The sequence below is a fragment of the Burkholderia puraquae genome (genome assembly GCF_002099195.1).
GTDB lineage: Bacteria > Pseudomonadota > Gammaproteobacteria > Burkholderiales > Burkholderiaceae > Burkholderia > Burkholderia puraquae.
The window spans coordinates 26,425-47,912 of record NZ_NBYX01000030.1 but is presented as its reverse complement, the minus strand read 5'-3'; the positions used below and the strand labels follow the sequence as shown (position 1 = coordinate 47,912).

Annotated in this window: 20 protein-coding genes; 8 read left to right on the top strand and 12 right to left on the bottom strand. The window is 68.2% G+C overall.

The annotated features are described in order from the left end of the window. Positions 1-60: 60 nt before the first annotated feature. Positions 61-906, top strand: coding sequence for a helix-turn-helix domain-containing protein (locus tag B7G54_RS34175; protein WP_085043119.1), 846 nt, complete (start codon positions 61-63; stop codon positions 904-906). Between the two features lie 221 nt (positions 907-1,127). Next, positions 1,128-2,159: a hypothetical protein gene (locus B7G54_RS34170; protein WP_085043118.1), complete on the top strand. Its 1,032-nt coding sequence runs from the start codon at positions 1,128-1,130 to the stop codon at positions 2,157-2,159. Between the two features lie 10 nt (positions 2,160-2,169). Here B7G54_RS34170 and B7G54_RS34165 read toward each other — a convergent pair whose 3' ends face one another. The 11 genes from B7G54_RS34165 to B7G54_RS34115 form a co-directional block, all read right to left on the bottom strand. After that, a complete protein-coding gene (locus B7G54_RS34165) occupies positions 2,170-3,549 on the bottom strand; it encodes a dihydroorotase (RefSeq protein WP_085043117.1) in 1,380 nt (459 codons plus the stop codon). A gap of 3 nt (positions 3,550-3,552) precedes the next feature. Further along, positions 3,553-4,113, bottom strand: a complete 561-nt coding sequence (locus tag B7G54_RS34160) for a gamma carbonic anhydrase family protein (protein WP_085043116.1) — start codon at positions 4,111-4,113, stop codon at positions 3,553-3,555. Beyond that, positions 4,113-4,691, bottom strand: coding sequence for a 6-pyruvoyl trahydropterin synthase family protein (locus B7G54_RS34155; protein WP_085043115.1), 579 nt, complete (start codon positions 4,689-4,691; stop codon positions 4,113-4,115). The genes B7G54_RS34160 and B7G54_RS34155 overlap by 1 nt, the downstream gene beginning before the upstream one ends. Further along, entirely contained in the window at positions 4,685-5,611 is a 927-nt protein-coding gene (gene folE2, locus B7G54_RS34150; protein WP_085043149.1) for a GTP cyclohydrolase FolE2, read from the bottom strand. The genes B7G54_RS34155 and folE2 overlap by 7 nt, the downstream gene beginning before the upstream one ends. Positions 5,612-5,669: 58 nt before the next feature. After that, entirely contained in the window at positions 5,670-6,878 is a 1,209-nt protein-coding gene (gene zigA / locus B7G54_RS34145; RefSeq protein ID WP_175130447.1) for a zinc metallochaperone GTPase ZigA, read from the bottom strand. Between the two features lie 135 nt (positions 6,879-7,013). Further along, complete coding sequence (locus B7G54_RS34140) at positions 7,014-8,225, bottom strand: acyl-CoA dehydrogenase family protein (RefSeq protein WP_085043113.1); 1,212 nt, start codon at positions 8,223-8,225, stop codon at positions 7,014-7,016. Beyond that, positions 8,222-9,064 carry a hypothetical protein gene (locus B7G54_RS34135; RefSeq protein WP_085043112.1) on the bottom strand — a complete coding sequence of 281 codons (843 nt, stop codon included), beginning with the start codon at positions 9,062-9,064 and terminating at the stop codon, positions 8,222-8,224. Before B7G54_RS34135 ends, B7G54_RS34140 begins: the two co-directional genes overlap by 4 nt. A gap of 54 nt (positions 9,065-9,118) precedes the next feature. After that, positions 9,119-9,775, bottom strand: a complete 657-nt coding sequence (locus B7G54_RS34130) for a methionine ABC transporter permease (RefSeq protein WP_085043111.1) — start codon at positions 9,773-9,775, stop codon at positions 9,119-9,121. Beyond that, positions 9,768-10,955, bottom strand: coding sequence for a methionine ABC transporter ATP-binding protein (locus B7G54_RS34125; RefSeq protein WP_085043110.1), 1,188 nt, complete (start codon positions 10,953-10,955; stop codon positions 9,768-9,770). Before B7G54_RS34125 ends, B7G54_RS34130 begins: the two co-directional genes overlap by 8 nt. An 18-nt stretch (positions 10,956-10,973) precedes the next feature. Next, positions 10,974-12,386, bottom strand: a complete 1,413-nt coding sequence (locus B7G54_RS34120; protein WP_085043109.1) for an LLM class flavin-dependent oxidoreductase — start codon at positions 12,384-12,386, stop codon at positions 10,974-10,976. Between the two features lie 11 nt (positions 12,387-12,397). Beyond that, positions 12,398-13,228 (bottom strand): MetQ/NlpA family ABC transporter substrate-binding protein, encoded by an 831-nt coding sequence (locus tag B7G54_RS34115; RefSeq protein ID WP_085043108.1) that lies wholly within the window; start codon positions 13,226-13,228, stop codon positions 12,398-12,400. A 434-nt stretch (positions 13,229-13,662) separates the two neighbouring features. Between B7G54_RS34115 and B7G54_RS34110 the strand changes: the two genes are divergently transcribed. The 5 genes from B7G54_RS34110 (at position 13,663) to B7G54_RS34090 (ending at position 19,850) form a co-directional block, all read left to right on the top strand. Next, positions 13,663-15,027: a 2-hydroxycarboxylate transporter family protein gene (locus B7G54_RS34110; protein ID WP_085043107.1), complete on the top strand. Its 1,365-nt coding sequence runs from the start codon at positions 13,663-13,665 to the stop codon at positions 15,025-15,027. Between the two features lie 115 nt (positions 15,028-15,142). Further along, on the top strand, positions 15,143-17,026 hold the full coding sequence (locus B7G54_RS34105) for a sensor histidine kinase (protein WP_085043106.1): 1,884 nt from the start codon (positions 15,143-15,145) through the stop codon (positions 17,024-17,026). Continuing rightward, positions 17,016-18,377 carry a sigma-54-dependent transcriptional regulator gene (locus tag B7G54_RS34100; protein WP_085043105.1) on the top strand — a complete coding sequence of 454 codons (1,362 nt, stop codon included), beginning with the start codon at positions 17,016-17,018 and terminating at the stop codon, positions 18,375-18,377. The genes B7G54_RS34105 and B7G54_RS34100 overlap by 11 nt, the downstream gene beginning before the upstream one ends. 22 nt (positions 18,378-18,399) lie before the next feature. Continuing rightward, entirely contained in the window at positions 18,400-18,729 is a 330-nt protein-coding gene (locus B7G54_RS34095) for a DUF3579 domain-containing protein (protein WP_085043104.1), read from the top strand. 269 nt (positions 18,730-18,998) lie between these two features. Next, positions 18,999-19,850, top strand: coding sequence for an alpha/beta fold hydrolase (locus B7G54_RS34090; protein WP_085043103.1), 852 nt, complete (start codon positions 18,999-19,001; stop codon positions 19,848-19,850). Positions 19,851-19,996: 146 nt separating this feature from the next. Here B7G54_RS34090 and B7G54_RS34085 read toward each other — a convergent pair whose 3' ends face one another. After that, on the bottom strand, positions 19,997-20,446 hold the full coding sequence (locus B7G54_RS34085; RefSeq protein WP_085043148.1) for a PACE efflux transporter: 450 nt from the start codon (positions 20,444-20,446) through the stop codon (positions 19,997-19,999). 99 nt (positions 20,447-20,545) lie between these two features. Between B7G54_RS34085 and B7G54_RS34080 the strand changes: the two genes are divergently transcribed. Further along, positions 20,546-21,436 carry a LysR family transcriptional regulator gene (locus B7G54_RS34080; RefSeq protein ID WP_085043102.1) on the top strand — a complete coding sequence of 297 codons (891 nt, stop codon included), beginning with the start codon at positions 20,546-20,548 and terminating at the stop codon, positions 21,434-21,436. Positions 21,437-21,488 lie beyond the last annotated feature (52 nt).

Genomic DNA, 21,488 nt, shown 5'->3' with positions numbered 1-21,488 from the left:
GCGCGATGCTTACGTCGCAGGTAATGCCCAAGGTGCGCGGGATTGCCTATCATCTGCTGCATGAACCCGACCGCCGCCCTCCATTCGCCCTCCCCGTCCGCCGGCCGCGCGGCCGGCATCGGCCCGCTGCTGCGCACGTGGCGGCAACGCCGGCGCCTGAGCCAGATGGCGCTCGCGCTCGACGCGGAAGTCTCCGCGCGCCACCTGAGCTTCGTCGAATCGGGCCGCGCGCAGCCGAGCCGCGAAATGGTGCTGCATCTCGCGGAGCGTCTCGACGTGCCGCTGCGCGAACGCAATGCGCTGCTCGTCGCGGCCGGCTTCGCGCCGCTGTTCCGCGAACGGCCGTTTTCGGATCCGCAACTGGATGCCGCGCGCCATGCGGTCGAAGCCGTGCTGCGCGGCCATGAGCCCTACCCGGCGCTCGCCGTGGACCGCCACTGGACGCTGCTCGCCGCGAACCGGATGCTCGGCGCGCTGGTCGCGCAGGCCGACCCGGCGCTGCTGCAGCCGCCCGTCAACGTGCTGCGGCTGAGCCTGCATCCGGACGGCCTCGCGTCGCAGATCGTCAACTGGCATGAATGGCGCGCACACATCCTGCATCGGTTGCAGCGGCAGATCGATGCGAGCGGCGACCGCACGCTGCACACGCTGCGCGACGAACTCGCCGCGTATCCGGCGCCGGCCGGCCAGCCCGACGACACGCACACGCGCACCGACTTCGCGGATATCGCCGTGCCGCTGCGGCTGCGCACGGCGGCCGGCGAACTGACGTTCTTCAGCACGACGACCGTGTTCGGCACACCGGTCGACGTGACGCTGTCGGAACTCGCGATCGAGGCGTTCTTTCCGGCGAACCCGGAGACGGTGGACGCGATGCGGGCGCTGGCGGACGCGTTGCCGGGGTAGTTGTTGCCCGCGTAGTGACCGAACGTGCCGGATGTGCACGCGGCTCTCGCCGGACAATCGCGTTTGAACACTACAATGTGCGCCAATCGCATCAGACCTTGAAGTATCGTTCGCCACCGAGGGCCGCACGTGTGGCAGCGACCTTCACCTGACGATGCCGGCATGTCCCGCGGCGTCGGGACAATTCCAACAATGATTCCATTCAGCCGTTCGCGCTTCCGATGATTCCCGCTCCGATTTTCTCCGGCGCCTTCTTCATCGTTCTCGGCATTTCGTTTCTGGCCGCCGTATCGGTGCTGGCCTGGGCCGTCGCGCTGGCCGTGTTTCCACGCGCACGGCGAGCGTTTGGCGCGCATCGGATCCGCTGGTCCGTTTTGCTCGGCGTGCTGTGCTGGGCGGGCAGCCTGTTTGTTGCGATGGCCGTCGGCTATCTGCAGATCGAGCTGGAATCCAGAAAGACGGAGGCCGCCAAGCATCCGTTACTCGAAAAGTCCACCCACCTGCTGGGTATCGACATGCCGCCCGCGACCAGACTGTCGCTCTATACCGCGGGCGACATGGCGTCGCTCACGGCCGCCGAATTTCCGCACGCGGTCAGCGTCTACGGAATACCCGCCGTGGCGCTGACGGCCGGGTCGGAATTCGACGATGAAGCACCGTGGAACAACCAGCACCCCACCATGCTCACTGCGCTGGCGCTTGCCATCACCGGCCCCCGGACACTCGACGGCTGGACGTGCGATGCCGGCGGCGAACCGATGAGAATCGTCCTGCGCAACGATGCGCGAATCAAAACGCTCTGGCTGTGCCGTCTGGCCGAAGGCAACCGGGCAGGCGACTCGGTCATCCCGGCCGGCTCGACCCTGATGAGGAGCACGACCACTTATGGCGACGGCCTGCACGACAACGACTATTGGCGCGTCGATGTTGCCGACGGCGCCGTGTTCGAACTGGACAGGCTATCTTTGCGGCACCCGATACTGAATCTCGACCGGCAACATCGCGTGCTCGCCTTCGACTCCACTACCCTGGCACACGCAGCCACCGTCGGCGACATCACCTACCCAGCCGGAACCGGGGTTTCGTCTGCCCGGCGCGGACTCCGCGACAAATATCCCGGCGCCTGGGTCTTCACGCCTGCACCGGGCCAGCCGGCCGTCAGCAAGTCGGACGGCACGATCGCCGACGACACCTCGGTCGTGCAGGCGCCTTCGGGCACCGTCTACACCCGCCTCCGGAATCGCGCGCAATGAACGTGCAACGCTACGTCGTCACCTCCTGGAACGTGACGGCCTCCCCGACCGGCTGTCCGTTCAGCGCACCATCGCGCACGACGACCTGCCCGCGCACGACCGTATGCACGGGCCAGCCCGTGACCGCGCACCCGTCGTACGGCGTCCAGCCGCTCATGCTGGCGATCCATTCGTCGCGGATGATGCGGCGCGCGCGCAAGTCGACGATGCTGAAATCGGCGTCGTAGCCCACCGCAATCCGCCCCTTCCCCGCGATGCCGAAGATCCGCGCCGGCCCGGCGCTGGTCAGGTCGACCAGCCGCGCGAGGCTCAGGCGGCCCGCATGCACGTGATCGAGCAGCAGCGGCAGCAGCGTCTGCACGCCGGTCATCCCGCTCGGCGACTGCGGATAGGGCCGGCGCTTTTCATCGCGCGTATGCGGCGCGTGATCGCTGCCGATCACGTCGACCATGCCATCGCGAATGGCCTGCCACAGCGCGTCCTGATGATGCCGTTCGCGTACCGGCGGATTCATCTGCGCGAACGTGCCGAGCCGCTCGTAGCAATCGGGCGCGTGCAGGCTCAGGTGATGCGGCGTGACCTCGACCGTCACGCGATGCCGATGCCGCGCCAGGAACGCCATTTCCTCGGCAGTGGACACGTGCAGCACATGCAATCGGCGGCCCGCATCGGCGGCCAGCCCGACGATGCGCCGTGTCGCGGCCAGTGCGCTTTGCACGTCGCGCCAGCGATGATGATCACGCACGTCGCCGCTCGCCTCCACGAGCGCCCGGCGTTCGCGCAGCCGCGCCTCGTCTTCCGCATGCACGGCCATGCGCCGCCGCCCGTTGCGCACGATCCGGCGCAACACGGCATCGTCGTCGGCCAGCAGGTCGCCGAACGAACTGCCCATGAAGACCTTCACGCCCGCGCAGCCCGGCAGGTTCTCGAGCACCGGCAGCCGTTCGGCGTTCGCGGCCGAACCGCCGAGGTAGAACGCGTAGTCGCACCACGCACGGCCGCGCGCGAGATCCAGCTTGGCCTGCAGGTCCTGCGCGGTCAGCGTCAGCGGATGCGTGTTGGGCATCTCGAAGACCGTCGTGACGCCGCCGAGCACCGCGCCGCGCGTGCCGGCCTCGAGGGTCTCCTTGTGCGTGAGGCCCGGTTCGCGGAAATGCACCTGGCTGTCGACGACGCCCGGCAGCACATGCAGGCCGCCGGCATTCAGCAGGACATCGGCGCTCCAGGTGCCGTGCAACGCGCCCAGCGCGACGACACGGCCATCCGCGCATGCGACGTCGATCCGTTCCGGGCCGTTGGGCGTCATCGCCGTGCCGCCGTGCACGAGCAGGCCGGCGTGACGTCGCTGCAGCGCGTCGCTTGCGCCCCCTTCGCGTCGAATGGAATCCATGACTCAGAACTCGTTCTGGATGTGCTTGTAGCCCAGCACCAGCGCATTGTTCGTGCGCGCGACGTCCTCGGAGAAATCGCTCGCGTCGGCCGTCACCTGCGGCAAGGCGGCGAGATCGGTTTCCGGCCCGATGCGCTCGGTCGAACGCACGTAGAAACCCGGCGGCAGGTGGCAACCGTCGACGACCGCGTTGTAGCGCACCACGCAGCCATCGTCGATCGTGCAGTTGAACAGCACGCTGTTGAAGCCGACGAACACACCGTTACCAACCTTGCACGGCCCGTGGACGATCGCGCGATGCGCGATCGACGTATGCCGGCCGATCGTGACGCTCGCGCCCGACTTCGAATGGATCACCACGCCATCCTGGATGTTCGAATGCGCACCGATCACGATCGGCGCGATCCGGCCGCCGCCATCGGTTTCGTCGGCGCGGATCACCGCGTACGGGCCGATGAACACGTTCTCCTCGACGATCACGCGCCCGCACAGAATGGCAGTCGGATCGACGAATGCGCTCGGGTGAATCTGCGGCAGGTCGCCGCGCGGGTTTTTTCTGATCATCAGGATGCCTGACTTGAAATGGGGCGGCCGCGCTTGATCCGCTCGAACAGGCCCGGATCGCGCCACTGCCCGGCGATGGCCGGCGCGAAGACGATCGCGTCCAGGTCGATGCGGCCCATGCGCGGGTTGAACGCATCGTCGCGAAAACATTGCGCGTAACCGGTCTCGGTCTCGTGAACGATGACCGAATGCAGCCGCACGTCGGCTTCGCCGTTCGACATGCGGGTGCAGGACAGCGCCGCATCGACGAGGCGAAACAACACGCGCGAGAACTGCTCGGCGCTCGGCGACACGGGCAGCAGCACCCAGCGTTCGGAATGCCGGCGCATGCTCTCGACATAGCAGGGGTCATCATCCGACCACAGCGTCACCGCATGGTCGAACGCGTCGATCAGGTCGCGCACATCGCCCTTGAGCAGCCCGAAGTCGTAGATCATCTGCCCGTGATCCAGCGCATGCGCTTCGAGCAGCAGCTCGACGCGGTACGAATGGCCATGGATCGAATGCGAGCAGCGCCGCGTGCTGCAGCCGCGCACGACGTGCGCGTTCTCGAACCGGAACAGCTTGCGGATCAGCATGCGTCGACGCCTTCGCGAACCGGCGCGGCCCAGGCCACCGCATCGTGCGGATGAAGGCTTTCCAGATGGCGCACGTGCACGCGCGGGTTCGCATGGTGGCCGTGGCCATCCAGCGCGGCCCGGACCCGGCGCGCGGCATCCTCGACGAACATCAGGTTCCCGCCGTTCAGCACCGCGAACGCCTGTTCGTCCGCGCGCTTGACGGCCGTCTGCACCGGTGTGCCGAGCGCGTGCTCGATGCGATCGATCAGGTCGATCAGCCCCAGCGTCGCGCCATCGGCGGGCAGCCCCACGCTGACGACGGCTTCGCTGCGCTGGCTGTGCGGCGTGGCCGCCGTCGCGTGCCGTCTCAGCCACGCGGCGACCGCCGCCGGCTCCACGCGATCGTCGCGGCCGAACGCCGCCAGGAATGCCTGCTCGACCCAGTGCCGCGACAGCGCGGCCGAGCACGGGCACGTCGACGAATAGACGACCGTCACCTGTGCGCGCAGCTCGAACCCGGAGCCGGCCAGCGTCGCGTCGATCCGGACCGGATAAGCCTTCCACCCGGCCAGCCCGTCGGTCACCAGCGCGGCGCGGCGTGCCAGCAGGTCGAAGCGCAGCCGCAGCCGCGCACTGCGCGTATCGCAGTCGCAATGGCTGTCGACCATCGCATGCAGCACACGCTGAAGGCCGGCCGGCGACAGCGCCGCGCCATCGCCGAACCCGTCGAGCAGCCGGTACAGCCGCGACATGTGGATGCCCTTCACGTGCGGCGCGGGCAGATCGACCTGCACGTCGGCGCGCGCATGCACGTCGCGCCGGCAGCCGGGCTCGGCCACCGCGACGGGCAGGTCGATGCCCTGCATGCCGACCCATTCGAGCGGGCAGCCGCCCGGCGCGGCATCGGTCAGGGAAATATCGGGAAGGGGTGCATTCATGCTGGGGATCCGGTGGAGCGCCTTCTCCATCCGGATCGATGCAGGAAGCGCGTTCAGGTCAGGGCCAGTCGCGAAACGGGTTGTCCCACGTGGTCCAGTGTTCGGGGCCGGTGGCCATCTCGGCGTCGGTCAGCAGGCACGCGTCGAAGCGTGCGCGCAGCGCGGGCTCGTCCATGTCCATGCCGATCATCACGAGTTCCTGCCGCGCGTCGCCGACGTGCTCGTCCCAGCGCGCGCGGATCTGCGCGACGGCTTCCGCGTCCTGCGGCCAGCGCTCGGGCGGCACGGCCGCCCACCAGTAGCCGGCCGGCCCGTGCCGCGCGACCGCGCCGGCCTGCGACCACGAACCGGCGACGGTCGGATGCGTGGCGAGCCAGAAGAACCCCTTCGAGCGGACAACGCCCGGCCATTCGCTTTCGACGAGATCGAAGAAACGCTGCGGATGGAACGGCCGCCGCGCGCGATAGACGAAGCTGCGAATTCCGTATTCGTCGGTCTCGGGCGTGTGCGTGCCGCGCATCTCCTGCAGCCAGCCCGGCGCGCGCGACGCCGCGTCGAAATCGAACAGGCCCGTGTCGAGCACGCGCTCGAGCGGCACCTGGCCGAATTCGGCGATCTCGATCCGCGCCCGCGGATTCAGCCCGCGCAGCAGCGCGACCAGCCGCTCGCGCGCGCTTGCGTCGATCAGGTCGATCTTGTTGATCACGATTACGTCGCAGAACTCGATCTGGTCGATCAGCAGATCGACCACCGTGCGCGCATCCTCGTCGCCCATCGATTCGCCGCGCGACTGCAGGCTGTCGCGCGATGCGTAGTCGCGCAGGAAATTGAATGCATCGACCACCGTCACCATCGTGTCGAGCCGCGCGACTTCGCCGAGGCTGCGGCCGTCCTCGCCTTCGAACGTGAACGTCTCGGCCACCGGCAGCGGCTCCGAGATGCCGGTCGATTCGATCACGAGCTGGTCGAACCGCCCTTCGCGCGCGAGCCGGTCGACCTCGATCAGCAGATCCTCGCGCAGCGTGCAGCAGATGCAGCCGTTGCTCATCTCGATCAGCTTCTCGTCGGTTCGCGACAGACCCGCGCCGCCGTCGCGCACGAGCGCGGCGTCGATGTTGACCTCGGACATGTCGTTGACGATAACCGCGACGCGCCGGCCCTCGCGATTGTTCAGGATGTGGTTGAGCAGCGTCGTCTTGCCGGCGCCGAGGAAGCCGGACAGGACGGTCACGGGAAGCCGCGTGGACGGATGGAATACGGTGCTCATCGGGGGATTCCGGTAGAGGACGTTGAGGATCGAATGATATATAGTATCGCAACGATATAACATATCATTTTGAACGTCCAGCCATCCGGTTGGATTGACACCGGAGCAGGCCACGCCCGCTCCGGTGTCAATCCGTCACGTATAGAGCGACGCCGGCGGCAATTCCCCGGCCAACGCGAACCGGCCCACATCGCGCAGCCGGTAGTCGAGCGGATCGTGCAGCGTATGCGTGCGCGCATTCCGCCAGAAACGGTCGAGGCCGAGCGACGCGGCCGTCGCGCGTGCGCCGCATGCGTCGAACAGCGCCTCGCCGTTCTCGAGCGCCGCGCGCTGCGCGACGATCTTCGCTTCCGATACCGCGAGCGCCACCTCGGCGCGCTCGTCCGCCGTCAGCGCATCCTGCCGCGCCCAGGCACGCTGCAACGCGGCGGCCGCGCGGTCGGCCAGCGCCGCCGCGGCGATCGCCCGCACACGCATGTCGCCGAAGCGTTGCAGCGTGTACGGATCGTCGCTCGCCTGCTCGACCTCCGACTGGATCCACGGGCGGCCATGCTTCAGCACGTAGTCGCGCGCTTCCGCCAGCGCGCCTTCCGCGAGCCCGACGAACAGGTTCGTCAGCACGAGCTGCGACACGAGCGTGCGCAGCGTCGCACGCGGTGTCGGCGGTGCCTCGGAACGATGCAGCACCTCGTCCGCCGCGAGCGTCACGCCGTCGAAGCGCACGCTGCCGCTATCGGTCTGGCGCTGGCCGATCGGATCCCAGTCTTCATTGACCGTGATCCCCGGACGATCGGTCGGCACCACGCCGAACACGGTGCGGCCGGTGTCCGGATCAAGCGCGGACACCGTCATCCGCTGCGAGCCACGCGTGCCTGAACAGAAGCCCTTCACGCCATCGAGCCGGTAGCCGCCGTCGGGCGTCGCCGTGGCCACGAGCCGCGTATCGAGCGGATTGACCGCATTGCCCCACCACCAGCGCTCGTCGACCGTGCCGCGCAGATAGCGTTCGCGCTGCGCGCGGCTGCCCCACACGTCGACGCTCACCACCTGCAGGCACTGGAACCCGACGAGATGCGCGAGCGCGCTGTCGACGCGCGCGATCTGCCGGATCGCCTCGTAGATCTCGGGCCACGCGGCTTCCTGCCCGCCGAACGCACGCGGCACCGCGAGCGTCAGCAGGCCCGCATCGGCGAGCCACTGCTTCTCCTGCGCCGCGTGGCCGCCCGCGCGGTCGCGCGCGGCGGCAGTGGCGCGCAGCGCGTCGATCGCGCGTGCCAGCGCCTCGCGGTCGACGGCCGGTGCATCGGTATCCGGCGCCAGCGTCGCCGGGCCGCGTGGATCGTTCATGCAATGGCTTCCTGTTCAACGGTTGCGCCCGACAGCGGCACCAGCGTGCCGAGCGGACGGCCGGTCAGCCGCGACAGGATCTCGCGCCGCCAGTCGTCGTAGATCGCACGATATTCGGCGATATCCGCGCCGAACACCAGTGCGGTATGCGCGTACTCGTCGTGCAGATAATCGTCGAGCCGCGCCTGCGTTTCCTCGTCGGCCGCGATCACGCGATCGATCAGCGCGTCGCGCTCCGCCGCCGGCAGCGCCTTCAACGTGTCGAACCACCACTGGACGATCTGCACGCGATGCCACTCCTCGTCCGGCCGGATCCGGTTCTCGCCATGCTCGCGCATCGCGCTGTCGCCGATGCGGCCGGTCTTGCGCTGGATCCACAGCTTCGCGAGGATGTGCAGCTCGTAATGCCATTCGAACGCGAGAAAGCCCGCGACGTCGCGCACCGCAATGTCGCCGATGCGCGCCCAGTGCGCGGCAACGAGCCGCTCGACTTCCGGCAGCGGATCACGCCCCGTCAGTTCGGTCACGCGTTCGCGGCCGATCACCGCGTGCGCGCCGTCGTCGCCGAGCTGGCGCGACAGGATCAGCTGGAAATGCGGATCGTCGCGAAACAGCGTGTCGATCGCCTTCGCGACGACCTGCACGATGAACAGGTCGTGCGACGCCATCTTCGTGTAGTAATCGGCGACGGCGGCCAGCTCGTCGTCGTTGCGCGGCTCGCGCGGCGGCGTGGCGAGCTTGTCAGGGAAGCCCGGACGATGGCGTCGCGCCACGTCGAGAAACAGCGCTTCCTCGAATTGTCCGTTCCATTCGCGCGGGGCGCCGATGGGCAAGGTCATAGGGTTCTTTCTCTCAGGATCATGAATGAAGCGAGCTGACGCTTGTGGCGCCGCTCAGGTACGCCGGGTCACGCGTCGGACCAGGCGGTCGCCCGTGATTTGCACGGCCGAAACGAGTGCGATCAGGATCACGATCACGGTCGCCATGACGGTCGTGTCGAACCGCTGATAGCCATAGCGGATTGCAAGATCGCCGAGACCGCCCGCGCCGACGGCGCCCGCCATCGCGGTCGAGCCGATCAGCGCGACGACGGTGATCGTGAAGCCGCCGAGCATGCCCGGCAACGCTTCGGGCAGCAGCACGTGCCAGACGATGTGGCGGCGCTTCGCGCCCATCGCGAGCGCGGCCTCGATCAGCCCGCGATCGACTTCGCGCAGGCTCACCTCGGCGATCCGCGCGAAGAACGGGATCGCGGCGATCGACAGCGGCACGACGGCCGCCCAGACGCCGATCGTCGTGCCGATCAGCACGCGCGTGAACGGCAGCAGCGCGACGAGCAGGATGATGAACGGTGTCGAGCGGAACACGTTGACGAGCGCGCCGAGCACCGCGTTCACGCCGCGCCGCGCATAGATGCCGCCGGGCGCGGTCGTCACGAGGATCACCGCGAGCGGGATGCCGAGCAGCGCCGCGATTGCGGCCGACGCGGCGACCATCGACAGCGTGTCGCGGATCGCGTCGAGCAGTTCGGGCCACCAGAGGTCAAACATAGCCGAGCACCTCCGCATGATTCGCGTGGCGGCGCGCGCGTTCGAGCAGCGCGGCAACCGCGCCGCCGCGGGCCGGCGGCTGGCCGGCGTCCTCCGCGCGCGGCGCTGCCGCGATCACGAGCCGCCCTTGCGCATGCCCCTGGATGCGCTCGATCCCGCCGTGCAGGAACCGCACGGAACCGCCGAGCGCCACCGCGAGCGCGCCGACATCCGGCTCGCCGCCGCTCTCGCCCGTATAGCGGACGTCGAGCACGACCTGCGCGCCGTCGGGCAGCGCGGCCTGATCGGGCAGCGGCTGCACACGCGCGGCCAGTTCGGCCGGCAGGTCGTGCACGAGTGTGCTGAGCAGCGCGCGTGTCGCGCCGTGGCGCGGATCGCCGAACACGCGCCACACGGGGCCCGTTTCGACGACTTCGCCCTGTTCGATCACCGCGACCGTGTCGCACACCGCGCGGATCACTTCCATCTCGTGCGTGATCAGCACGATCGTCAGCCCGAGGCGGCGGTTGATGTCGGCGAGCAGCGCGAGGATCGACTGCGTCGTCTCCGGATCGAGCGCCGATGTCGCCTCGTCGCACAGCAGCACCTCGGGATCGTGCACGAGCGCGCGGGCAATGCCGACGCGCTGCTTCTGCCCGCCCGACAGGCTGGCCGGATACGCGTCGCGCTTCGCGGCGAGCCCGACGAGTTCGAGCAGCGCCTCGACCTTGCGCACGCGCTCGGCCTTCGGCACGCCGGCGATCTTCAGCGGCAGCGCGACATTCTCGAACACCGTCTTCGCGGACAGCAGGTTGAAATGCTGGAACACCATGCCGGTGCGACGCCGCAGCGCGACGAGCCCGTCCTCGTCGAGCGCGCCGACGTCGACGCCCTGCACGCGCACGCGGCCCGAGCTCGGCCGTTCGAGCCCGTTCACGAGCCGCAGCAACGTCGACTTCCCGGCGCCGCTGCGGCCGATGATCCCGAATACCTCGCCGCGCCGCACGTCGAGCGTCACGTCGCGCAGCGCGGCGGCCTGGCCGCGCGGCGTCGCGAACACCTTGCCGACCTGCTCCAGCGACACGGCGACTCCGCCGGCCGGTTCGGCCGACGCGGCCGCTTCGTCATGCGCCCTGGCAGTGGCGCCGGCACCCGCGGCCGATGCGTCGATGAAACCCAGCGTATCGAACAATTGCGTCATCGCTTCGCTCCGTGACGTTCAGGCATGCGCGGGATGCGCGGGTTCGGGCACCGCAGCGGGCCGGTACTGCGCGCCCGTGTGCCACGCGGGCAGGCGCGGACCCGCGCCGAACAGCTTCTCGCGCAGCGTCGGCGCGGGATCGTAGTCTTCCTTGTAGACGCCGCGGTTCTGCAACTCGGGCACGACCCAGTCGACGAAATCCTCGAACGACTCGGGCATCACGGTGCGCGTCAGGTTGAAGCCGTCGATGCCGGTTTCGTCGATCCACGACTGCAGCTCGTCCGCGACCTGCGACGGCGAGCCGACGATCGGCGCATAACGGCCGCCGAGCGACATCTGTTCGAGCATCCGCCGCACGGTCCACGTGCCGGTCGTGCTCTTGCGCGAGATCGCGTCGACGGCCGACTGGATCGAATCGGTCTTCACGTACGAGATCGGCTCGTCGAGGCCGTACTTCGCAAAGTCGATGCCGGTCGAGCTCGCGAAATGCGCGAGGCCGGCTTCCGGGCTCGCGTAGCGCCGGTATTCGTCGAACTTCTCGCGCGCGAGCCGCTCGGTCTCGGCCGTCACGACGCTCACCCCCGCGAAGATCCTGATCGACGCCGGGTCGCGCCCCTGCCGCGCGGCGGCCGCGCGGATGTCGAGTGCTGCCGCGCGCGCGGCGGCCTTGCTCTGCCCGTTCACGAACACGCATTCCGCGTGACGGCCCGCGAACTCGACGCCACGGGCGGACGAGCCGGCCTGGTACAGCACCGGCGTGCGTTGCAGCGACGGTTCGCTCAGGTGGATCGCATCGATCGAATAGAACGGCCCGTCGTGCTTCACGCGCCGCACCTTGCCCGGCTGCGCGAACACGCGCGCCTGTGCGTCGCGGATCACCGCATCGTCGTCCCAGCTCTGTTCCCACAGCTTGTAGACGACGTCCATGTAGTCGTCCGCGCGTTCGTAGCGATCGTCGTGGCCGATCTGCTGCGCGAGGCCCATCCCGCGCGCGGCGCTGTCGAGATAGCCGGTGACGATGTTCCAGCCCACGCGCCCTTTCGTCAGATGATCGAGCGTCGACATGCGGCGCGCGAACAGGTACGGCGGCTCGTAGGTCAGGTTCGCGGTCACGCCGAAGCCGAGGTGCCGCGTGACCTGCGCCATCGCGGGCACGAGCAGCAGCGGATCGTTGACCGGCACCTGCACCGATTCGCGCAGCGCGGCGTCGGGCCCGCCGCCGAATACGTCGTACACGCCGACGATGTCCGCGAGGAAGATCCCGTCGAACTTGCCGCGCTCGAGCGTCTTCGCGAGGTCGGCCCAGTAGTCGAGATCGGTGTAGTGCGCGGAGCGGTCGCGCGGATGCGTCCACAGCCCGTGGTTGATGTGCCCGACGCAGTTCATGTTGAACGCGTTGAGCAGGATCTTCTTGCGGTTCGCCGTCGTCATGCCCGCCTCCGTCACCACGCGATCGCGTACAGCGAGCCGAACGCGTTGTCGAGCGCCTTGCGCACGGCCGGCGACTGCTGGTAGATCGCGATGAACTTGCGGATGCGCGGGTCGTTCACGCTGTCCGGCCGCACGACCCACTGGATCGCGAAGATCTTGTTCTCGGTGCCGTCGAACAGCAGCGCGCTATTCGGGTCGGTCGTGCCGGCGAGCTTGATGAAGCTCGGGTAGCCCTGCGCAAGATCGACGTCGTCGAGCGAACGGGCGAGTTGCGACGCTTCGAGCGGAATGATCTTCAGATGCTTCGGGTTCGCGACGATGTCGTGCGTCGTCGCGCGGTAGTCGGCGCCCGGCTTCAGCGTGATCAAGCCCGCGCGCTGCAGCAGCAACAGCCCGCGCCCGCCGTTCACCGGATCGTTCGCGATCGCGACCTTCGCGCCGTCCTTCAGCTCGCTGAAGCTTTTCACCTTCTTCGAATAGAGGCCGATCTTCATGATCGTGCCGGGCGCGATCGACACGAAGTTATAGCCGCCCTGCTTGTTCGCGTTCTCGAGGAACGGGAGGTGCTGGAAGTAGTTGACGTCGATGTCCTTGTTCGCGAGCGCCGCATTCGGCGTATTCCAGTCGGTGAATTCGACGATCCGCACGTCGAGCCCCTGCGCCTTCGCCTCCTTCGCGGCGACCTTCAGCGCTTCGATCTGCGGGCTGGTCGAGATGCCGACCTTCAGCGGCGCGGTGTCGGCCTGCGCGCCATTGAGCAGCGCGACGCCAAGCAGGGTGGCGGCCAGCAGACGCGCAACGCGGCCGGCGGAAAAGCGGGCGGAAAAAACGGCATGCAGCATGGAAACCACTCTCCTGTCCAAAGACGGTATCGACGGATGAGCGATGCCGCGGCGAACGCGCGGGCGTTCTCCGGACAGGGGTCAAACGCGTCGGAAAAGGATCAGCCGATGATAGAGAGCGGCGCGGGGGCGGTCTACGAAGCGATTGTGCGAAGAAAATCGCGTGCGGCGATATGGCGGGCGGCCACGCTGGATCGGGGGCCTGACCGGACGCCCGGCCGGCCGCCTGGCCGAAATCTCGGCCTGGGCGCCGGGCGAATTCCGAAATCTCGGCCAGCCGGTCGGGCCACCCTTTCCGCAGACGAAACAAATACCTTATAAATCAATGAATTAAAAATATTCCGGCAGGCCGGATTCCTGGCACGGGGGTTGCGTAATAGACGGCACACGATGCCGCGAAGCCATGCAGGCATTCCAACATCAGGAGACACGTCTTGCAGACCTCAATCCATACCCCGTCCCATCCGGAGCCGGTTTCCGACGCCGTCGCCGCCCCGCGCGAGCGCTTCTGGCCGGAAGGCTGGTGGAAACTGATGGAAATCCGCATCGGCATCATTCCGCTGCCCGTCTACTTCATCCTGCTCGCGTTGATCGTCGGCTTCTCGGTGACCGGCAAGGTGCCCGGCGAGATCTCGATGGCGATCGCGGTGCTCGCGTTCTTCGGCTTCACCTGTGCGGAACTGGGCAAGCGCCTGCCGCTCTTGCGCAACATCGGCGCGGCGGCGATCTTTGCGACCTTCGTGCCGTCGGCGCTCACGTACTACCACGTGCTGCCGAAGCCGGTGCTGAACCTGACGGTCGAGTTCACGAAGTCGACCAACTTCCTGTACCTGTTCATCGCGTCGATCATCGTCGGCAGCATCCTGAGCATGGATCGCCGCGTGCTGATCCAGGGCTTCGTGAAGATCTTCATCCCGCTCGCGGCCGGTTCGGTCGCGGCCGCGATCGTCGGCACGGCGGTCGGCACCGCACTCGGCCTCGGCGCGCGTCACACGTTGCTGTACATCGTCGTGCCGATCATGGCAGGCGGCGTCGGCGAAGGCGCGATTCCGCTGTCGATCGGCTACTCGGAACTGATGCACCTGCCGCAAGGCGAGATGTTCGCGATGGTGCTGCCGCCGGTGATGCTCGGCAGCCTGACCGCGATCATCCTGTCGGGCGCGCTCGACATGCTCGGCAAGCGCTTCCCGCACCTGACCGGCAACGGTCGCCTGCAGGTCGGCGAATCGGGCGACATGACGCCCGAGAACGAGGAGATCCGCGGCCACGTCGACGTCTCGCACATCGCGGGCGCCGGCATCACGGCCATCACGCTGTACCTGGTCGGCCTGATGGCGCACAAGCTGTTCGGCCTGCCCGCGCCGGTCGCGATGCTGTTCCTCGCCGTGCTCGTCAAGCTCGCGCGCGCGGTGTCCCCGCCGCTGCAGGAAGGCGCATTCGTCGTCTACAAGTTCTTCTCGACCGCCGTCACGTATCCGCTGCTGTTCGCGATCGGCGTCGCGATGACGCCGTGGGACAAGCTGACCGCCGCGTTCACGATCGTCAACGTCGTCACGATCGTGTCGACCGTCGCGACGCTGATGGGCACCGGTTTCGTGGTCGGCCGCCTGATGAAGATGTACCCTATCGACACCGCAATCGTGAACGCCTGCCATAGCGGGCAAGGCGGCACCGGCGACGTCGCGATCCTGACTGCCGCGAACCGGATGCAGCTGATGCCGTTCGCGCAGATCGCGACGCGTATCGGCGGCGCGATCGTCGTCACGGTCACGCTGATCCTGATCGCACACTTCGGATGACGCGCCGCCGCGCGCACCGTCGCGCCGGCCGCTTCGCACGCGCCGCCGCCGGCCCAGCCGGCGCGCGGCGCGCGTCGTTCCGGGCATCGTTCGGGGCGGGCGGTTGCGGGCTTCGATGAGGGCGAACGTGCAGAAGAGCTTCAAGGGAATCCCGTGGTGGGGCTGGGCATCGGCCGGCGTGCTGTATGTGTGCGTCGCAGCCGCGGCGGTCGATTTCGCGTGGGAACGCGCGATCGACGCGCTCGAGGAAACCGGCGCGCACCGGCTCGACCTGTATGCGTCGAGCCTGAAGAGCGAACTTGGCCGCTTCGAGATCCTGCCCGGCCTGGTCGCGCGACAGGACGGCGTGCGCACGATGCTGAAAACCGCGCCGCATGACGCCCCCGAGCTCGTGCACACGGTCAACACCTACCTTGAAGCCGTGAACCGCGACGCGGGCAGCGGTGCGGTCGACGTGATCGACCTGCAGGGCGACGTGATCGCCGCCAGCAACTGGAACGAGACGCTCAGCTTCGTCGGCACCAACGTGTCGTACCGGCCGTACTTCAAGGACGCGCTCGCGCGCGGCAGCGGCCGCTTCTTCGGCATTGGCACCAACACCGGCGTGCCGGGCGTCTACTTCGCCAGTGCGGTGCGCGACGGCGGCGTGCCGATCGGCGTGGCCGCCGTGAAGATCAGCGTCGATTCGCTCGAATCGGCGTGGCGCGCGCCGGGCGTCGCCGCGATGGTCGTCGACAGCAATGGCGTGGTCGTGATCTCGACCGAACCCGCATGGAAATTCACCGCGCTGCGCCCGATCACCGCGCAGCAGCAGCGCGACATCCAGGCGTCGCGGCAATACGCGGGCCGCACGGTCGACGCGCTGCCGTACCGCCGCATCGGCGATCGCAGCGCGGCCGCGTGGTTCGGCACCTTCCCCGATCCGCGCCGCACCGGCCGCACCACGCGCTATCTCGTGATGGCGCGCCCCGCACCGCAGGCCGGCGATTCGCTGATGGTGCTGCTCGACATCGCGGGCGCGCGGCGCCAGCAGCAGACGGCCTTCGTGTTCGTCACCGGCGCGTTCCTGATCGCCGCGCTGCTGGCCGGCTACGCGATCCAGCGCCGCCGGGCGATCGTCGCGCGGCTGAACGCGCAGGACGCGCTGCGCCGCGCGAACGACCAGCTCGAGCTGACCGTCGCCCAGCGCACGGCCGCACTGACGGCCGCGAACGAACGGATGCAGCGCGAAATCGTCGAGCGCGAGCGCACCGAGCAGCGGCTGCGTGCGTCGCAGCAGGAAGTCGTGCACGCGGGCAAGCTCGCGGTGCTCGGGCAGATGGCCGCCGGCCTCACGCACGAGCTGAACCAGCCGCTCGTCGCGATCCGCACGCTGTGCGACAACGCGCGCACGTTCTTCGAGCGCGGCCAGCCGGCGCCGGCGCTCGCCAATCTCGAACGGATCGGCAAGCTCGTCGACAGCATGGCCGTGCTCACCGGCGAGCTGAAGACCTTCGCGCGCAAGCCCGACGTCGAGCGCGTCGCGGTCTCGCTGAACGAGGCCGTCGCGCATGCGCGGTTCATCTACGACGCGCGGATCCGCGACGAAGGCGTGCAGCTCGACGTGAACATCGCGCCCGGCACCGCCGTGTCGGCCGAATCGAGCCAGCTGCAGCAGGTGATCGTGAACCTGCTCGGCAACGCGCTCGACGCGGTGCACGACGCGCCGGTGCGCCGCATCGTCATCGAGGCCGCCGGGCCGGACGAAACCGGCCGCGTGCGCTTCACGGTTGCCGACAGCGGCGCGGGCATCGCGCCCGAGGTGCTGCCGCACCTGTTCGAGCCGTTCGTCACGACCAAGCCGCGCGGCCAGGGCCTCGGGCTCGGCCTCGCGATCACGTCGCGCATCGTCGAGGCATTCGGCGCGAAGATCGCCGCGACGAACCGCGACGAAGGCGGCGCGCAGTTCAGTATCGAATTCGCGGCGGCAACGCTGCAAAGGACAGAGCATGGAAGATGAGATTCGGGTGCTGGTCGTCGAGGACGATGAAAACGTCCGGATCGGCGTCGAGCAGGCGGTTGCGCTGGCCGGCTTCGCAGTCGACGCTTTCGCGTCGGCCGCCGACGCGCTGCATCACGTCGCGCCCGGCGCACCGGTCGTGATCGTGTCGGACGTGCGGATGCCGGGCATCGACGGGCTGCAGCTGCTCGATCGCGTGATGGCCATCGACGCGCAGATCCCGGTCGTGCTGATCAGCGGCCACGCCGATATCTCGACGGCCGTCGGCGCGATGCAGGTCGGCGCGTACGACTTCATCGAGAAGCCGTTCTCGTCGGACGTGATCGCCGGCCGCGTTGCGCGCGCGGTCGAGAAACGCCGCCTGACGCTCGAGGTGCAGGGGCTGCGCGCCGCGCTGAACAACTGGCAGGGCATCGAGGCGTTCGTGCTCGGCAAGTCGCCCGCGATGGCCGACGTGCGCAAGAAGATCCTGCGCCTCGCCGATACGTCGGTGTCGGTGCTGATCACCGGCGAGACGGGCACCGGCAAGGAGCTGATTGCGCGCAGCCTGCACGACTTCGGCGGCCGGCGCGACGCGCATTTCGTTGCACTGAACTGCGGCGGCCTGCCCGAGCAGGTCTTCGAGAGCGAACTGTTCGGTCATGAAGCCGGCGCGTTCACCGGCGCGATCAAGAAGCGCATCGGCAAGATCGAATGGGCGGACGGCGGCACGCTGTTCCTCGACGAGATCGAGACGATGCCGATCACGCTGCAGATCAAGATGCTGCGCGTGCTGCAGGAGCGCGTGGTGGAGCGGCTCGGCGCCAACGAGCTGATTCCGGTCGACTGCCGCGTGGTCGCCGCATCGAAGGCCGATCTCGCCGAACTCGCGGCCGACGGCCGCTTTCGCGCGGACTTGCTGTATCGCCTGAACGTCGCGCAGATCGAGCTGCCGCCGCTGCGCGAGCGGCGCGAGGACGTGCCGCTGCTGTTCGAGCATTTCGTGCTCGCAGCCGCGCGGCGCTTCGGGCAGCCGGCGCCCGTCGTCACGGCTGCGCAGGTGTCCGAACTGATGACGCATCCGTGGCCCGGCAACGTGCGCGAACTGCAGAACGTGGCCGACCGATTCGTGCTCGGCCTGACCGGCGACAGCCTGCTGTCGTCCGGCGGCACGCCGGCCGCGGGCGGCACGCTCGCGGAACAGCTCGCGTATTTCGAGCGGATGCTGATCGAGGACATGCTGCAGCGTCACAACGGCAACGTCGCGGAGGCGAGCGAAGCGCTCGGCATGCCGAAGAAGACGCTCTATCACAAGCTGCGCAACCTGCGGATTCCCGCGCGCGGCGACGCGGCGGCCGACGGCGGCGAATGACGCGAACGAGGACACGCACAGCATGGATCGCATCGAAGTCACTGAACAAGGCCGCGTCGCCGGCCACCTGATCCGCGGCGTCACGCGCGCGCAGAAAACCTTCCGCCCGAGCGACTGGCCCGAACGTCTCGCGGGTGTCATCACGCTGTTCGTCGGCGAACGGCGGCCCGGCTATCCGTGCGCGCTGTCGCGGCTCGCGATGCCCGCCGTCGACGGCGGCGTCAAATGCCTGTTCGTGTCGGACGAATTGCGCACCGTATGCGCGGACGCATTCGATTTCGCGATGCAGTTCGCCGCCGACAACGACCTCCCCGTCGAGCTTCAGACCGCGCCCGTGCTGGCGGTGCGGTGAAACGCGGGCCGCGTTCGCGGCTCGTGCCTTCCCCTTTTCCCCGTTGAGATGCGCAGATGCGCAGGCCGCCACACGCCCGTTTCAGGCCAGTCCGGCTTTGCGATCAATCGTTAGACGATTGAAAGCATCGACACCCATCCCCTTCCGACAAGGGTTTGCGGCCGAGTCATCAATAAAATTGATCGTCACGATGAAAATTATGCGTTTTCCTTGCAGGTCGCGGTGATGCATAGTTGCGTCGTGTTGACGCACCTTTGAGTCTTTCAGTCATGAACATGCGAATCGAGCCGTCCGTGCTCGCGAACCCCGACCTGCAATTTGCGACGCTTTCGTCAGGCATCAGCCTGCCGTATGTCGAGCGGGGCAGCGGTGCGCCGATGGTGTTCGTGCACGGCTCGCTGTGCGACTACCGCTACTGGGATCCGCAACTCGCCTCGCTGTCGGCCCACTACCGCTGCATCGCGCCGAGCCTGAGCCACTACTGGCCGGCCGTCGAAGCGGGCATCCAGGACGAGTTCAGCTGGCAGAACCACGTCGACGAACTCGCCGAATTCATCGACGCGCTCGATCTCGGCCCCGTGCATCTGGTCGGCCACTCGCGCGGCGGCAGCGTCGCGTTCAACGTCGCGCGCCAGCATCCGCACCTCGTCGAGTCGCTGACGCTCGCCGATCCGGGCGGCCCGCTGCAACAGCCGGGCGTGCGCGAAGCCGCGCTGCCGGCCGCCGCGATCGCGCTGCGCACGAAGGCCGTGAACCTGATCGGGCAAGGCGACGTCGAAGCCGGTCTCGAGATGTTCGTCGACTCGGTGAGCCTGCCCGGCGCATGGAAGAAGAGCACGTCGCGCTTCCGCACGATGGCGATCGACAACGCGAGCACGCTGCCGAAGCAGTTGCGCGACCCGCTGCCCGCGTATTCGCAGCACACGGCCGGCGACATCGCATGCCGCACGCTGCTGATCGACGGCCAGCGCAGCCCGAAGATGTTCCGCAACAACGTCGATACGCTGTCGCAATGGATCGGTCACGCGCAACGACAGACCGTCGCCGGCGCATCGCACGGAATGAATGCGGCGAGCCCCACCGTGTTCAACCGCTTCGTGCACGAGTTCGTCACCGCGTAAATGCGTTCGGGCGGCTTCTGCGCCGCCTGTTCTCCTCGCAGTTCAACGACGATGCGGATACGCGCCGCACCGCCGCTTCATCAAGCGCCGTGCGTCACCGGCGCGTCCGTCCCGTCAATCTGCCTGCGCAATTCCGCCCGCGCGGCTTACCACGCTGCCGGCCCCGGCTCCGCCTTGCGCGTGACCGAATCCGGCAACCCGAACACGCTGTCGAACGACCAGTTGTACACGAACGTGAAGATCGGGAAGAACACGATCAGCACCGCGTCATACAGGAACGCCTGCAGCAGCGACACGTCGAGCCACCACGCGATCAGCGGGATCAGGAACGTCACGAGCGCGGCCTGGAAGCCGATCGCATGCAGCACGCGGCGCCCGACCGTGCGCGTCGTCGCCGCGCTTTTCCGCTCCCACGCCTCGAACGCGAGGTTGTACAGGAAATTGACGGTGACGCCCGTCGTCGAGATCATCACCCCCATCACGCCGCTCGTCGCCACGCCCGCGCCGCTCAGCATGCCGAGCACCGACGATGCAATCAGGATGCCGAGCACCTCGAACATCACGACGTAGACTATGCGCCTCTTCCATCCTTGCATGACCATCCACCTTCTATCGAACATGGTGGCGAGACTATCAGCGGGTAGCGCGTCCGCAAAAGTCAGGTCCTTTCAATTTTTCTGACAGGAGGCCGGTGCATGCTGACCAGCGATCACATCGACATGCTGCTGACCGTCATCGACAAAGGCTCGTTTTCCGCCGCCGCGCGTGCGCTCGGCCGCACGCCGTCGGCGATCAGCATGGCGATCGCGAACCTCGAGGCCGAACTCGACCTCGTGCTGTTCGATCGCGGCACGCGGGAACCGACGCCGACCGCCGCGATGGCCGCACTGCTGCCCGATGCGCGCTCGATCGCCGAACGGCTGCACGCGCTGCGCGCCCATGCGCAGCACCTGTCGGAAGGCGTCGAAGATACGTTGCGGCTCGGCCTCGCCGCCGAACTCGACGGCACGCCCGTCGCCCGTGCGCTGACGGCCGTCGCCGCGAAATACCCGGCGCTCGCGATCAGCCTCGTCACGGCACCGCAGGACGTGATCGTCGATGCGCTGCATCGCGGCGCCGTCGATCTGTGCGTCGCGTACGGCGGGCTCGACCTGCATCCGCAGGAACAGATTCATGCGCTGTGGACCGAGATGCTCGTCGCAGTCGCCGCGCCGAGCCATCCGGCAATCGCCGAATGCGCGCAACCCGAGGCGATCGAGCGATTGTCGGGCTTTCGGCAGATCGTGATCGCCGATCCCGAGCGGCCGCTCACCGACGTGCGGCCGCTGATCGGCAACCGCACGTGGAAGGTCACCGACATGGCCACCGCGATCGCGCTCGTGAAGGCCGGACATGGCTGGGCGAACCTGCCCGCCGCCGTGATCGGCCGATACGTCGCCGACGGCGAGCTCGCACCGCTCGTGTTCGCGAACATCCGGAACGGGCTGCCGCTGCCTGTGTACCTGCGGCGGCCGCAGCACACAGGGCTGGGCAAGGCCGCCAGCGAACTGGTCCGCGCGCTGCGGGCTGCAGGCGACGAAAAATGACCGGCGTGGCGGCGAACGCCGCCACGCCGTCGGTCGACATCTGACGACTTGA

What these genes read in the sequence shown, in the direction of transcription:
- B7G54_RS34085 (WP_085043148.1), bottom strand. Translation starts at nt 20,446, where the DNA reads ATGCAAGGATGGAAGAGGCGCATAGTCTACGTCGTGATGTTCGAGGTG.
- B7G54_RS34160 (WP_085043116.1), bottom strand. Translation starts at nt 4,113, where the DNA reads ATGATCAGAAAAAACCCGCGCGGCGACCTGCCGCAGATTCACCCGAGC.
- B7G54_RS34100 (WP_085043105.1), top strand. Translation starts at nt 17,016, where the DNA reads ATGGAAGATGAGATTCGGGTGCTGGTCGTCGAGGACGATGAAAACGTC.
- B7G54_RS34095 (WP_085043104.1), top strand. Translation starts at nt 18,400, where the DNA reads ATGGATCGCATCGAAGTCACTGAACAAGGCCGCGTCGCCGGCCACCTG.
- B7G54_RS34115 (WP_085043108.1), bottom strand. Translation starts at nt 13,228, where the DNA reads ATGCTGCATGCCGTTTTTTCCGCCCGCTTTTCCGCCGGCCGCGTTGCG.
- B7G54_RS34155 (WP_085043115.1), bottom strand. Translation starts at nt 4,691, where the DNA reads ATGCTGATCCGCAAGCTGTTCCGGTTCGAGAACGCGCACGTCGTGCGC.
- B7G54_RS34125 (WP_085043110.1), bottom strand. Translation starts at nt 10,955, where the DNA reads ATGACGCAATTGTTCGATACGCTGGGTTTCATCGACGCATCGGCCGCG.
- B7G54_RS34175 (WP_085043119.1), top strand. Translation starts at nt 61, where the DNA reads ATGAACCCGACCGCCGCCCTCCATTCGCCCTCCCCGTCCGCCGGCCGC.
- B7G54_RS34090 (WP_085043103.1), top strand. Translation starts at nt 18,999, where the DNA reads ATGAACATGCGAATCGAGCCGTCCGTGCTCGCGAACCCCGACCTGCAA.
- B7G54_RS34130 (WP_085043111.1), bottom strand. Translation starts at nt 9,775, where the DNA reads ATGTTTGACCTCTGGTGGCCCGAACTGCTCGACGCGATCCGCGACACG.
- B7G54_RS34140 (WP_085043113.1), bottom strand. Translation starts at nt 8,225, where the DNA reads ATGAACGATCCACGCGGCCCGGCGACGCTGGCGCCGGATACCGATGCA.
- B7G54_RS34105 (WP_085043106.1), top strand. Translation starts at nt 15,143, where the DNA reads ATGAGGGCGAACGTGCAGAAGAGCTTCAAGGGAATCCCGTGGTGGGGC.
- B7G54_RS34080 (WP_085043102.1), top strand. Translation starts at nt 20,546, where the DNA reads ATGCTGACCAGCGATCACATCGACATGCTGCTGACCGTCATCGACAAA.
- B7G54_RS34170 (WP_085043118.1), top strand. Translation starts at nt 1,128, where the DNA reads ATGATTCCCGCTCCGATTTTCTCCGGCGCCTTCTTCATCGTTCTCGGC.
- folE2 (WP_085043149.1), bottom strand. Translation starts at nt 5,611, where the DNA reads ATGAATGCACCCCTTCCCGATATTTCCCTGACCGATGCCGCGCCGGGC.
- B7G54_RS34165 (WP_085043117.1), bottom strand. Translation starts at nt 3,549, where the DNA reads ATGGATTCCATTCGACGCGAAGGGGGCGCAAGCGACGCGCTGCAGCGA.
- B7G54_RS34120 (WP_085043109.1), bottom strand. Translation starts at nt 12,386, where the DNA reads ATGACGACGGCGAACCGCAAGAAGATCCTGCTCAACGCGTTCAACATG.
- B7G54_RS34135 (WP_085043112.1), bottom strand. Translation starts at nt 9,064, where the DNA reads ATGACCTTGCCCATCGGCGCCCCGCGCGAATGGAACGGACAATTCGAG.
- zigA (WP_175130447.1), bottom strand. Translation starts at nt 6,878, where the DNA reads ATGAGCACCGTATTCCATCCGTCCACGCGGCTTCCCGTGACCGTCCTG.